At 48.7% G+C, this 13,047-nt stretch carries 10 protein-coding genes; 7 read left to right on the top strand and 3 right to left on the bottom strand.

Translation table 11 applies throughout. The annotated features are described in order from the left end of the window. Positions 1-157: 157 nt before the first annotated feature. On the bottom strand, positions 158-2,620 hold the full coding sequence (locus LX98_RS12435) for an ATP-binding protein (protein WP_496429205.1): 2,463 nt from the start codon (positions 2,618-2,620) through the stop codon (positions 158-160). Between the two features lie 753 nt (positions 2,621-3,373). Between LX98_RS12435 and LX98_RS12430 the strand changes: the two genes are divergently transcribed. Continuing rightward, positions 3,374-4,300 (top strand): hypothetical protein, encoded by a 927-nt coding sequence (locus LX98_RS12430; protein WP_496429204.1) that lies wholly within the window; start codon positions 3,374-3,376, stop codon positions 4,298-4,300. A gap of 142 nt (positions 4,301-4,442) precedes the next feature. Here the strand turns inward: LX98_RS12430 and LX98_RS12425 are convergent, their stop codons facing one another. Both LX98_RS12425 and LX98_RS12420 read right to left on the bottom strand, forming a co-directional pair. Beyond that, on the bottom strand, positions 4,443-5,609 hold the full coding sequence (locus LX98_RS12425) for a DUF3410 domain-containing protein (RefSeq protein ID WP_496429203.1): 1,167 nt from the start codon (positions 5,607-5,609) through the stop codon (positions 4,443-4,445). Between the two features lie 344 nt (positions 5,610-5,953). Next, on the bottom strand, positions 5,954-6,922 hold the full coding sequence (locus LX98_RS12420) for a carboxypeptidase-like regulatory domain-containing protein (RefSeq protein ID WP_496429202.1): 969 nt from the start codon (positions 6,920-6,922) through the stop codon (positions 5,954-5,956). 692 nt (positions 6,923-7,614) lie between these two features. Here LX98_RS12420 and LX98_RS12415 point away from each other — a divergent pair. The 6 genes from LX98_RS12415 to LX98_RS12390 all read left to right on the top strand — a co-directional run bounded on the left by LX98_RS12415 (position 7,615) and on the right by LX98_RS12390 (position 12,999). Continuing rightward, complete coding sequence (locus LX98_RS12415; protein WP_496429201.1) at positions 7,615-8,616, top strand: sugar phosphate nucleotidyltransferase; 1,002 nt, start codon at positions 7,615-7,617, stop codon at positions 8,614-8,616. Positions 8,617-9,155: 539 nt separating this feature from the next. Further along, positions 9,156-9,626: a PH domain-containing protein gene (locus LX98_RS12410; RefSeq protein ID WP_496429200.1), complete on the top strand. Its 471-nt coding sequence runs from the start codon at positions 9,156-9,158 to the stop codon at positions 9,624-9,626. A 44-nt stretch (positions 9,627-9,670) separates the two neighbouring features. Next, entirely contained in the window at positions 9,671-10,258 is a 588-nt protein-coding gene (locus LX98_RS12405) for a hypothetical protein (RefSeq protein ID WP_496429199.1), read from the top strand. A gap of 3 nt (positions 10,259-10,261) precedes the next feature. Then, on the top strand, positions 10,262-10,849 hold the full coding sequence (locus LX98_RS12400) for a hypothetical protein (RefSeq protein WP_496429198.1): 588 nt from the start codon (positions 10,262-10,264) through the stop codon (positions 10,847-10,849). A 269-nt stretch (positions 10,850-11,118) separates the two neighbouring features. Continuing rightward, positions 11,119-11,541: a response regulator gene (locus LX98_RS12395; RefSeq protein ID WP_496429197.1), complete on the top strand. Its 423-nt coding sequence runs from the start codon at positions 11,119-11,121 to the stop codon at positions 11,539-11,541. Between the two features lie 39 nt (positions 11,542-11,580). Further along, positions 11,581-12,999: a sigma 54-interacting transcriptional regulator gene (locus LX98_RS12390; protein WP_496429196.1), complete on the top strand. Its 1,419-nt coding sequence runs from the start codon at positions 11,581-11,583 to the stop codon at positions 12,997-12,999. Positions 13,000-13,047: the final 48 nt, after the last annotated feature.

The raw sequence follows: 13,047 nt of genomic DNA, 5'->3' as shown, positions 1-13,047 counted from the left end.
GTCCTTCCTCATGACAGCGGCGAACGAGGACCATTGATGAAGGATTGACCCAATTCTCCAAATTTTGGCCAACACGATGTTGAGAAACAACCGTTGGCGTCTTATCCTAAGGCCTAGGGGGAGGACACGACCACAAGGGGAAACACTTTCCTGTCAGTTAATTTTTAAGACCAAGAATATTAAATACTTTGATAGAATTGCGAAATCCTTTTAATTTCATTTCTTCAATCGGTTCACTGTTAAAGAGCTTCGTTACTTCATTCTTAAATCTTTCAGGTACCAGGATTTGGTCATGCTGAGCTTCGGCACAGAGACGAGCGGCTAGATTTGTCACACTTCCAATAGCCGTGTAGTCTCGACGCTCCTCAAACCCGATGATACCCAAGGTGGCAAAGCCCGTGGCCATACCGATTCCTGCCCCCAACTCGAATCCACGCTTCTTCCAGGTTGTCCGCAAATCCTTAACGCGATGGTGCATGGCAAGAGCGCAACGGGTCGCTACCACGGGATGATTCGTAACCGGCAGCGGGTCGTTAAAGAAGACCATCATGCCATCTCCCGTGAATCGTTCCAACGTGCCTTGATGTTCAGTAATGATCTTTCCCATTTCGGCTTGAAATTCACTAAGGATTCCCATGACCCCCTCGGGTTCTGTTGATTCTGCAAAGGCCGTAAACCCTCGGAGATCGATGAATAACACTGTGATCTCTGCCCGGTGGCCTTGGAGAAAGTCTTCAGCACTCCCGGACAGGACCAACTCGCCAACGTGTGCGGGAAGGAATCGAAACAGCTTCTCCTTTTGCAGTTCAATCAGTTTTCTTTCGGTACTGCGAGACCTAAGGAGGTTATTGATTCGAGCAATGACTTCTTTCTCATCAAATGGTTTTTGGATGTAATCATCGGCACCGGCTTCGAGGCTTTCCACTCTGGCTTCGGTTCCTGCTCGAGCCGTGAGAAAGATCACAGGCGTTGAAGCCAGAGTGGGATCATTTCGGACGGCCCTCAACAATTCATCGCCACTCATCTGCGGCATCATCATATCGGTAAGGATTAAATCGGGGCGGGTCTCCTTAGCGAGTGCCAACGCCTCTTGGCCATTCTTCGTCAAACACAGGCGGTAGTGCATTGCCAAAATTCTTTGTAGGTACCCTCGCATGTCTGCATTATCATCTGCCACAAGGACCAAAGGAGAATCACTAGGAAGTGTTCCCGTTTGTCCAGTAGGGACACTGGAGCCTTGTTGATCGACCTTTTGCTCAATAAATTCAAGAAATGCTTCCTCCTCGATTGGCCTTATATTCTCAAGGCTGGCTGAGCCACGTGGAAGAATTATCGTGAAAATGGAACCTTCTCCCAGGTTGCTTTCAACTGAAATGGTTCCTCCGTGTAGGTGGACGATCTCTTTTACCAAAGCCAGTCCTATTCCGGTTCCCTCAAACCGCCGTGTAGCATGCCCCTCGACTTGAGAAAATCGATTAAAAACCTTATTCAACTGGCTATGGGGAATGCCAATGCCATTGTCTTCGAAGGATAAATGTAAATTTGCCGAGTGCTCGCTCAGTTTAATCCAAACTTGTCCTTGCTCTGGATCGCTAAATTTAAACGCGTTCGACAACAAGTTATAGATGACCTTTTTAAGTTGTCGAGGATCTCCTTCCATGGGAACAGGGCTTGAGAGCCCATGAAAATGAATTCTTCGACCTTTAGATGATTGAAAACTCGCCCCAACGCCACGTACCAACTCCGAAAGGTCAAATGACAGTTTTTCCAGCTTGGTTCTTCCACTATCAAATTTAGCGAGGTCTAAGAGTTCATTAATAAGAAATAACAGTCGAGATCCATTGCGTAAGCCCAGTTGAACCAAATCCTGAACCTCGGAATTTAGCGATAAACCTTTTAGTGCTTTGAAGGCACCTAGGCTTAGAGTTAAGGGAGTACGAAGTTCATGACTCACGTTGGCAAAAAAATCGCTCTTTAATCGATCGAGTTCGAGCAATTGGATACGCGCTTCAAATTCAGCACGTTGTAAACGCTCGTAAAGAAACACGGAAGTGAGAAGAACCAAACTCGTCCATACCAAAAACATGAAATTCTCAAAAGGAATTTGCCAGTTTGTTACTTGGGGGATTTGTAGGAAATTTGAAAAAAAATAGTAAGCAAGCGAACCGAGATGCGCTACCAAATGAACCTTCCAAAATACAGGGATAATGACCGCTCCGGCCAAAAACAAGAGATTGATCCCGTTATAGTACTGAGAACTAAAACCTCCCAACGCAACCGTCATTTCGGCAATACCAATATTGGGAATCAACACCACTGTTGCCAATAAAAATTTCAACTCAAGAGGGGTATTTTCATAATGTAATCTCCAGAAACCAATGAGCCATCCTATATTAAATAACCCGCGAATCAGGAGGAGGGAGTAAAACTGGCTGCCATGCATATAATCCAGCCCAATCCATATCGGATTGGATACAAGAGCTATTAGATAAAAGATGCGAAGACGTTCTTTGACAAAACCCTGACGCCAATCTTCATATTTGTTTATTTGAATTAATTCGGGAGAAATTTGGCCTGCAATCTCAGGCGGATGGGTTTTTTTGAAGAGAGACTTTAACATTGCACAAAAGACCTTATGCATTTCGACTTTTGTGGAAATTCATCCGTACTGGCACAATGCCCACGAGGGATACCCTACCCAATTCTTCGAGATACTTCAAAGGCCGCACTTCGACCAGGAAATCATTTTGCTTTGTGTCCGTTCGCAAATAACGGACAAGCTCAGTTAGCAAGATCTGATGAAGATGCCACGGGTTGTATCTATTGCATGCCAGTGTTTAGATCCAGTTTCCAGCATAATGATATAAATCCGCCGGTTAACCTTGGCCATGAGACGCTGGAGGACATTATCTAGAGTGGGCGGGGTACTCTGCTCATGCGGAAATACGCGTATTAACATAGTCCAGGGGAGCACTTTCAGTTCCACGAACTCCTCAGTGTGCTACCCTATTCCAATCAATCAGACTCGATTCTTGGAAAACTCATTTCCTTTAATGCGAATTTGGTGTTGGGTTCCAGAACTTTTCGATCTCTTCGGCATTGTAAGGTGGACCCGTCTGAGTAAATACGGCAATAATAATTGGAAGGATGACCTATTTTCCTAAGGCCTGAAGCAATAGGGCTTTCCGCATTCATCCATTAGTTGGGAACTCTTCACGGAGATCTGTGTTGTCCGCACAACTCACACGATTTCCTGAATGACAAGAAATGATTTGACCATTCGTCTGAAAAGGCCCTATCTTGCTCAGAGTGTATTTGAGGTTACTCAATAGATTAGATGCGGATTTGGCGACGGGTTAAGCGAGGATTATTTTTGAACCGATCTCTTTGTTTTGTCATAAGTTTTGGTATTTGGGCCCTGAGCTTTCTCGTGCCTCCCACCGCCAGTGCGGCTGAAGATCCTGAGGAAGTGCCCCGGTTGCCGTTGGCGATGGAGGTATTTTTAAAGAAGCCCGGCAAACATCTGTATGAATTGCATGTTCATTTAACCAATATCAGTGATGAACCGGTCAGCGTTAATGTTCGGGATTTGCCCTGGAATCCCACGGATGGTTCTACCTGGCTCTCGGCCACCCGTTTGGATGCCCACAAGAGTCCTATCAAGCAGAACCTTCCTATTGGGAGGTTTGGATCACAAATGGTACCGCTTGTGCCGGGCGAATCGATTCAGAATAGGGTGGCATTAAATCCCCGCATTCCTTCCTTGTTAGATGATATTGAGCAAGCCGGGGTGGAATTGCAGTGGGACTGTCCTCCGTCCCACCTCAAGTTTGTGTGCAAACCCGATTCACCCAATACCCTTAACATTCCAAAAGGCGATCCCGGCCAACCGGATGTGTTTGCCATTGATCCCCAAGCCTGTCTGGCTCTGGAAAGCCGTATTGGTCTTATCGATATTCCTGAAGGGCATGATGTGCTGTTTCTCCTCGCCTCCGAATCGCTCATGACGGATCTGGAGAGAATGACCTCGTTGCTTCTTGAGGTGGATGACTATGTTCAGCGCTGTCATCCGAGTTGGACGAACAGTTGGGCGGTAAGCTTTGTGACCGATAAAAAATTCGCAGGATTCCTGAGTGAGGGAGAGAATCGGCGTTATTTTGCAGAAGGCCTCTGGCAAGAGGCGAATATCGGACAGTACTCCAGTCAAATCCGCACGTTATTCCGATTTCAGTGGATTAAGAAACGAGCGGATACCGTCTATCTTTCTCTTTTTCCCTTCCAACAACAGAACGATACCTAAATAAAAGATTGGAGCTCGACCCTTCTGTTGGCGGTTCGACTGCCCGTTCTCCTGCGGCCCGGTTCCGGACAACCTTTTCGAGTGCCAGGCCGTTGCCTTCGGGACGAACGGGTGCAGAGGAGTTGTCCTACCGTTGTCAGGTTTACCCTTCTTCGCTGAATTCCCAAAACCCTATTTCCGAAAGCAGGTGTTGAAGCCTTTCCTGGTTTTTGGGGAGCGTGACGTTAGTTCGGTGAAATTCCCGGCGGACGGGATAGTTTTTGCGAAGTTCATCAAAGCGACGAGGCCGTTCTTTCTGAGGCATGGCCAGCAGTTGTTTCATGCGATGATAATCGGCCTCCAGATCATAGATTGTGCTAACCATTTCTTGAATCAACTCTTCATCAGATTGCTCGTGGTAGTCGATTGTCAAAGACGGGACGAGTGGTGCGGGCAGTACCTGGACAGGATTCCATGTGGGGGAGATGCCCAGATGTTTGCACAACGCTGTATAGATCATGAAGGTGCCATTGGCTTTGCCATCGAGGGAGTGACCGGCAATATGGGGTGTCCCGATCGTGACGGCTTGAAAGAGGTCCCAGTTAATGGCGGGTTCGTCTTCCCACACGTCGATGATAGTCGGGCCGATGCGTTTCTGTGTGATCGCGTCCAGCAGCGCATGGGTCTCCACGACTTCCCCACGGGCGGCATTGATGAAAATCGCTGACGGATTCAGCCATTTGAGTGTCTGCTCATTGAGCATGTGATAGGTTGGGTAGGGGCCGTCGGTGGTCAAGGGCGTATGAAGCGTCACCACGTCACAACTGAGGGCTTCGGCTAATGAGCGGTGCTCGACCTCGCCCGATTCTGCCAGGGGAGGATCATGGAGAATCGGGAGCATCCCCAACGCCTCCACTTTATGCTTGACCAGTCTACCGATGTTCCCGACGCCGATAATGCCAATGGTTTTCCCATTGAGTGAAAACCCCTGTTGCTTGCCAAGGAACAATAAGGACGCCAGGACGTATTCGGCCACCGAATTGGCATTCGATCCGGCCGCTGAGGTAAAGCCGATATTTCTGGATTTGAGGTAGGCTTGATCGATGTGGTCCACCCCTGCCGAGGCCGATCCGACAAATTCGACAGGAGTCCCTTTTAATAACGTGTGATCAACCCTCGTGATCGAGCGAATGAGAAGAACATTCGTATTGTGCAAATCGCTTGCTTTGATGGATCGCCCGGGCAGAAGAGTCAGGTTGCCCAGGCTGGCAAACGCCTCGTTGATATAGGGGATATTTTCCCCGGCTACCATGTTGATCAATTTTTTCATATCTTGTGCCTTTCAGACGAAATTTTTCCAAAGTCGCAGACTATCGTAACTTGCCGGTAGGCGCTAGCCTTGATTTTGGTGTTACATGGACCCGCCCGATGCTAGGGCAGGCAGGAATTATAAGGGAGAGAGGAGAGGGGGGCCTATTTTTAAAGAGGGGAGTTGAAAAGCATGGCGTCTGACTTATTCACAGATCCTACCCGCCAGGTTGGTTGATCCAAGTGGATATGTTAAGAACACGCTAGACATATCATAGCTAACTGATCCGTTTATTCCAACCAAGCACATGCACCAAATAGCTTTTCTCAAGAATTAGCTGGTCAGGTCCTTAGATGTAGATAGCATTAATGCGTTGAATGCGTATTGGCGGTTTGCCCATGCTGGTCGCTGAGGATGTCTTGCGTCTCATGGGTTGCTTGGACATCATAAACCGCTCCTTCCTTTTCCAGTACCTCGGTGCCAAACCGATAATTAGAGAACATCGTATTATGGGCCATGCGCCGGTCGATCGGATTCTGGAATTCCATTCTGGTCTTCAATGTTTCATTGGCTAAGATTACCACTTCCATTTTGATATATCCTCCCATGCCCGGGTGCCAGGCCAAGAGCGAGTAAACGCCTTCGGGGACATCAGGGAGTGTGAAATCTCCTTTTGCATTGGTAATGGCGTAATACGGATTGTCTACTGCCACTCCCCAGCTTTGCATGTAGGTGTGAAATCCGCATTCCAAGTAGAGGATTCTGCGGCCCTGGGAGAATTCAACCGTGTCGAGCATCGCCTCTCCCGGGTTATGTTGATGATCCTTGATTCTGTTTTTGGGATGGAACGGATTGAGCCGGAGTGGGCGATGAAGCATGACCTTTGAGCCGAATGGTGCCGTTTCATAAATTTGCACATCATGAATAATGGGATCCATATTGACAATGTGGAGCTGTTGTTCGTTTTGCACAACCGAGACCCAGGGCGTAAAAAGGCAATCCTCCACCGTCACTTTAGCTGCACCTCTCCGGGGAAAAGGTTTACCTTGAGAAATTCCTTCCAAAAAGACGACGGTATTCTGGAGACCACCATCCGGCGCCACTTGAAATTCATCGACGAGACGCCATCCTGTTCCGGTGGAAATACGCCCGCAAAAGTCCGTATCGGGATTAGTAATCAGACTGTACGCCAATGCCGGGGGTTCTTTCCCCGCCAGGGTCACCTTTCCGGTGATGGTGCCTCCATTGTAGACCGTGATTTCCTCATAACTAAATGCGGGAGCGATCAGGACAATGTTGAGACCTAATGTGAGAACATACGAGATGAATTTCATGGAACGATCCTTTGGTCAATTAGTCCATACGGGTGCAAATCGTTAAACCCCATTGATAAATTGATCTTAAGAAGTACCCTAAAAACATTTCCAGACTTCTGGAAAAAGAGGCACGGTCATAAAGATATGCTGGTTTCATGCCAAAGTTTGGTGCATTTAGGAGTTCATGGATTCTGTCCGGTTTTCACTTATGAAAAAGAAAACAAAAAGGCGTCTGGTTAGTCGCCACCTCAGGTTGTCAGGGCCGATTGCAGCTTGTTTGGGAAATTGCGGTTAGGGCGGACCGAGCAATGAAGCTGGGAACTTGGATGTCAACGACATTTCTATTACAGCTTTGTAAGGCATGAGTTTAAAGCCATGTCATGTCTTATCACGACAGAGCAACAGTGCCAGGGAAATTCTTCTTGACAAAACATGAAGGTCGACGCCTTCAGCCTGTTTGGTTCCGCACATTTCTGGCTCTGATGGCATCGACGGAAAGTTAGAAAAATCAACGTATTAAGGTTTATTCTAACTCTGGCCTTTCAATTGCTTACCTTTCCATAAATTATCAGAAATGCAATATTAAGCTTTGGCTCCTCCCCTGTGATCTGAAAGCAAGTCAGTTTGCGGTGTCTGGAAAAACGAGTGTGGGTGTTGCTCTATCGGGCATGTTCCATTAGCTACGTTTTACAATTTCCAGGAGGTTCATCATGGCTTCTCAGACCCTACCGTCCTCCGTGTGGTCCATCGTGTTAGCAGGTGGTGAAGGTGAACGTATCCGACCCTCAATACAACAGTGGCTCGGGTATCCGGTTCCGAAACAATATTGCACATTTGTCGGTACCCGTTCTATGTTGCAACATACGTGGGACCGGGCCGACCAAATCGGGCTGCCCAGGAAAAAAGTGACGGTTGTGGGTCGAACACATCAGCAGAGTTTGGAACATCATTGCACGAGGCAAGATGAAGGCACGTTGATCTTTCAGCCGCGAAATTGTGACACGGCCCCGGGAGTGTTTCTTCCTCTTACTTACGTGAGAGCCTGGGATCCTCACGCGGTCGTGGTCCTCTTGCCCGCTGATCATTTTATTTTTCCTGAAGATCGCTTTGTGGCCGCAGTGCGTCGGGCTGTGCGAGCGGTAGAATTTTTATCTGACCAAATGATTCTCATGGGCGTGCGTCCGTCACATCTGGAGCTTGATTATGGATGGATATCCGTCGGGGGAGTACTCGGATGGAGTGGAGGGACCGCTATCCGGCGCATTCACTCATTTGTAGAAAAACCCGAGACCGGTGATGGCAAGCGAATGATGTCGGAGGGAGCGTTGTGGAACACCCTGGTGCTGGTGACCAAAGTCGAGACACTGTGGAAATCCGGATGGTTGTGCTTTCCTGATATGATGGATCGTTTTGAAGGGCTACGAAGGCAGATCGGGACTCCGGCCGAAGGATCGACCCTCCAGGCTATGTATCAGGATATGCCTACACGAAATTTTTCCCGTGATGTCTTGCAACCTCTTGCCGGGCAATTAGGTGTCATGGAGCTTAATGATGTCACGTGGAGCGATTGGGGCCGGCCGGAACGAATTGTGGAGACTTTGCGATCAATAGGGAAAAAGCCTGCCTTTCCAATGGAGGCTTTTATGGGATCGGGTGCGCCATCCACTACCCAAATACCAAGGGACATGGGTTATCCCTATCTGAGCTGCTGAAGAGATTTTCCGGGCTGTCTAAAGGATTTTTCTTCTCTGAGCAGTCTTCCCAGTGAGCAAACATTCAATGCAGTCCATCCCATCAGGATGTTCCAGGGCTCTGTTTCAAACTAATCTCCCATATCCTTGTATGGCCCTTTTCCCCCTGGGTTGCTTCTCCTTTTCCCGATTCATCCTTTGCCCCAAAATCCTCTTCTTTTTTTTCTCCTGTTTAGGTCTATTACCCTGTCATCGGGACCTATTTTCCTTTCTGCTCTCCACTCCCTAGTGTTGCAAAAATCAACAGATTGACTGTCTGGGGGTGATGCGTTTGTCGTCAATGGCTTATTCTGAGACGGGATCCATTTCCCTCTTCTCCTTTAAATCGCTTCGCAGCCGTATGGGGTCTATTGGCACAAAGGTCGCAAGAGAGATCTCGTCTGTGTCAAAGTTCATGATACGGCGCATTGTCGTGTTCCGGGGAATGAGATCTGTGTTTTTAAGAATTTTTAAGAAGGTGAAACAATATTCCAGGGGTTAAACACAAAGGATGTGAAGATATGAGTGAGGCAGGAGATCCCGAACGGATTATCTGGGAGGGCTATCCCTCGTGGGGACAATTTACGTGGCTGTATTTTTTTAGTCTGTGGACAGGAATGCGAGGTCTCTTCCTTGCGCAGTTAGGCTTTCCTGGCTGGGAAATGTGGCTTGTCGGGGCGGGCCTGTTGTTGTGGCTCGTGGTGGTTCTTCGTTATTGGGCCAAATATCTCCTCACGTCCAAGCGAGTTGTGCTTAGGAATGGGTATACGGGCAAGGACATGGCCAGCGTGGAATTCGGGATGTTCCAATCTGTCGAAGTTATGCAGGGACCAATAGCCAGAATGTTGGGAATCGGTACTCTTGTTATTCACTCCCAGAGTTCAGGCCGGAGTGTTCGGTTCCGTGGAATCAAGGCCCCTGAGGTCATTGAAACAAAATTACGGGCGCTCCTCCCTCCTTCTTCTCCTGTGTTGACTCACAAGCCCGCCTGAACGATGAATACACCAGTTGCGATGAGAAATGGGAAAAGTTCTTTATGATCCCGTCTCTTTCCCGTCGTACATCTCTGGTACTCGGGTTGACTTTTCTCACCGTTGCCGCTGCCCTTTTTCTTGAATTCCTCTTGAGTGTCAGAGCAGACAGGCCCTTCGGTCACACGCAAATGGCTCACCTGGTTGGGTGGACCGGCCTAGTCTTCATTGGTCTGACCTTTGTGTATCCAATGAAACGGTGGTTGTATCCTAATCAGGTCTGGTCACATGCCTGGTTTCAGGTACATATCGTCTTTGGCATTGTTGGGCCCTTAATTATTTTTGTCCATGCCGGTGTGCATTTTCATGCCCTGGTGCCGATCATCGCCCTTATCACCATGGTCCTGGTGGTGATGAGTGGGATCACCGGGCAGGCCTTGCATTATCTGGCGTTTCGAACATTATACGAACGACGGCATGAGCTGTCGTTTGATGGGATGACCGAGGACGCGATTGAGGCGCATCTGCATGGTCTGGCGTTACAAGAGGAGACACTCCGATGGTGGAAATGTCTTCACGGCCCCCTAACGTGGTCATTTGTTTCCTTCACGCTGCTGCACATCGGAGGAGCCCTCTTTTTTGGCGGCTTCTAAATCATGGGATGTCGTCGACCATGGGTTGCGCCCCTTATCTGGGTTCTGACGGGTCTGATCATCGGGGCTCTGGCCTGGGCTTCTCCCTTATACACTGAAGCCTTGTGGGCTCCTGGAGATCTCAGCCGGTATCACACTGACATTGCGGGATGTCTGTCCTGTCATGAACCGTTTAGAGGGGCCACACCGCAAAAGTGCCTGGCCTGTCATACGTTGGAAGCCTTTCAATCTCGATCCGAACCCGATGTTCGCCAATTGCATCGGGATGTGATTCAAACCCGTCAAGGTTGTCTGGCCTGCCACACGGAGCATCGCGGTGTGTTAACGGCCATTACCATCGGTAGGGTCGAAAATCCTCATGGGGAATTAATTTTTCGGGCAACAGGCGCGACGTCCTGCTCGGATTGCCACGTGATAAACGCCGAGGCCGAAAAACAGAATGGCACATTACTACACAATTCGTATGTTGAGCGATTGATTCGGAAAGGAGAGGGTGCTCATCGACTCGGGCATTTTGCTAAATGTTTGAAGTGCCATCGTGGGGGACAGTTGGAGGTTGACGATGAGGACAAGGATGGTGAGAACCATTAGTCTGAAGATGGAATCAACTTTCCATTGATTCTCTCACTCATATTCATGAAAAATCAGGTTTCCCTCAGGTTGCAAAAAAACTCTTCAATCAAATTGTAGAAAAAATCCACAGGATGACCTCCCTGATATGCGTGGTTAAGACCAAAATGGGCCAACTTATGCACGTATCATCCATACGTCAGGGGCCCAGAACTTGCTCAGTATTTGTGTATTAGGAGCATTTTCAGTTCCCTAATTGGGTGTGTCATGTTTTGGAGGAGGGTGGGGTAATGTCCTCAGGTACCACACCGGTAAAACCTAGCGGGCAATCATGTACCATCCTGGTCGTGGATGATGATGAAGCGATGCGGACACTGCTTGTGGACGCCCTTCAAGAACAAGGGTGTCGCGTGATCGAGTCCGAGAACGGAACAGATGCCTTGAATGTTCTAAAGGCTGTGGTGCCGAATGTGATTGTGACGGACTTGAAAATGCCGGATGGTGGATTTCCCTATTTGCGGCGCCTCCAGGAAAAAGCGCCGGAATGTCCGATTGTCGTCATGACGGCCTATGGAGACAGTCAGTCCCAAGCGAAAGCGTTAGATTGTGGTGTCAAGGGATATTTTGAGAAACCTCTTCGTATTTCTGATTTAAAGGCGTGGATTTGTCAAATGTGTTTGGTGAATCCCTGCGGGAACCTTCCGTTTTATTGAGGCAGTAAACGAGATAACGAGATAAAGAAAGGATAAACGATGGCCGGATCGTTCGTGCATCAGGATTCTGATTCCGACAGGTCTTTAAATGCGCGGATTGAAGGATTGAAGTTTCTGGCGCAGCATGTGGATGAGCCGGTTGTGATTTTCAATCCTCGGAAGGAATTGGTGTATGCCAATCCCTCAGCCACTAAAAAAGCGAAAGACTGTCCATTAATCCCTTCATCATATTTCTCTTCTTCCAACTCACTGGCTTCCATTCAGACACCTTGTGACCCCTGTCACGCAATAGAACTGTTTCGGTCTGACGGGCAAGTTCAGAATACATTTCCTTGTCCTTCCCCTTCAGCCGTGGCCACCCCTGTATGTCCGTTTCCCCGTGCGGTGCCATTGAAAAGCGAGACCGGTAGGACCCATGTTGCGATATTGATGGGGGCTCGGGGGAGTGAGAGTATTATGATGGTTCCACAGGATGAGGATCCATCTGACCCCCCTGCATTGCCTGGGAAATTCTTCCCGGAGACCCTCCCTCCCACGATCATCGGAAACAGTGAGCCGATTCAACAATTGGTGGAAATGATTCGATTGATCTCGGCGAGCGAAGCAACGGTGCTTATTCAAGGGGAAAGTGGAACGGGCAAGGAATTGGTGGCAAAGACCATTCATGCCTTGAGTCGTCGACGCCTCCGGCCTTTTATTGTGGTGGAATGCAGTGCATTGCCCGAGACATTGCTGGAAAGCGAATTATTCGGCCATGTACGTGGATCCTTTACCGGAGCGGTCGCTGATCGAAAAGGCTTGTTTGAAGAAGCCGAAGGCGGCACGATTTTTTTGGATGAAATTACTGATACCACTCCTGCATTTCAAGCCCGCTTACTTCGCGTCCTGCAGGAAGGCGAAATCAAGCCCGTGGGGAGCAATGGATCCATCAAGGTGAATGTAAGGATCATCTCCGCCGGGAATAAACCTCTGGAACATCTTGTGGCAACCAATTTGTTTCGTGCGGATTTATACTATCGGCTTGCCGTCCTCCCGCTAACCGTTCCGCCCTTGAGAGAGCGGAGAGACGATATTCTATTGTTGGTGAGGTTCTTTTTGGAGCAATGCGCCAGAAAGCACGGGCGTGATCCGATGCAGGTCAGCCAGGATGCTCAAAGGGCTCTCGTGCACCATTCGTGGACCGGGAATGTCCGGGAATTAGAAAACTTAATAGAACGGGTGGTCGTCACATGCCCGCATTCCACAATTGAAGTGAAAGATTTTTTTGCCGATCATCCGTTGCAACCCGACAAACGCGATTTGAGTTCGATCGGGAAAATTGCTCGCCAGGAAGCGGAACGGTCAAGAATCCTCCAAGCCCTCCGGGATGCCAAGGGAGATAAGACCCGCGCAGCGCGGGCCTTGAATATCAGTCGATCCAGCCTTTACAACAAATTGCGGGACTATCATATTTCCTAATCTGAACGGTTTTTGCCCCCAAAATCCCCATTCTCAGCTTTCAATTGT

It is taken from the genome of Nitrospira marina (genome assembly GCF_059568365.1).
This window is presented reverse-complemented; position numbering and strand designations above follow the sequence as displayed.

What these genes read in the sequence shown, in the direction of transcription:
- LX98_RS12435 (WP_496429205.1), bottom strand. Translation starts at nt 2,620, where the DNA reads ATGTTAAAGTCTCTCTTCAAAAAAACCCATCCGCCTGAGATTGCAGGC.
- LX98_RS12425 (WP_496429203.1), bottom strand. Translation starts at nt 5,609, where the DNA reads ATGAAAAAATTGATCAACATGGTAGCCGGGGAAAATATCCCCTATATC.
- LX98_RS12420 (WP_496429202.1), bottom strand. Translation starts at nt 6,922, where the DNA reads ATGAAATTCATCTCGTATGTTCTCACATTAGGTCTCAACATTGTCCTG.
- LX98_RS12415 (WP_496429201.1), top strand. Translation starts at nt 7,615, where the DNA reads ATGGCTTCTCAGACCCTACCGTCCTCCGTGTGGTCCATCGTGTTAGCA.
- LX98_RS12410 (WP_496429200.1), top strand. Translation starts at nt 9,156, where the DNA reads ATGAGTGAGGCAGGAGATCCCGAACGGATTATCTGGGAGGGCTATCCC.
- LX98_RS12405 (WP_496429199.1), top strand. Translation starts at nt 9,671, where the DNA reads ATGATCCCGTCTCTTTCCCGTCGTACATCTCTGGTACTCGGGTTGACT.
- LX98_RS12400 (WP_496429198.1), top strand. Translation starts at nt 10,262, where the DNA reads ATGGGATGTCGTCGACCATGGGTTGCGCCCCTTATCTGGGTTCTGACG.
- LX98_RS12395 (WP_496429197.1), top strand. Translation starts at nt 11,119, where the DNA reads ATGTCCTCAGGTACCACACCGGTAAAACCTAGCGGGCAATCATGTACC.
- LX98_RS12390 (WP_496429196.1), top strand. Translation starts at nt 11,581, where the DNA reads ATGGCCGGATCGTTCGTGCATCAGGATTCTGATTCCGACAGGTCTTTA.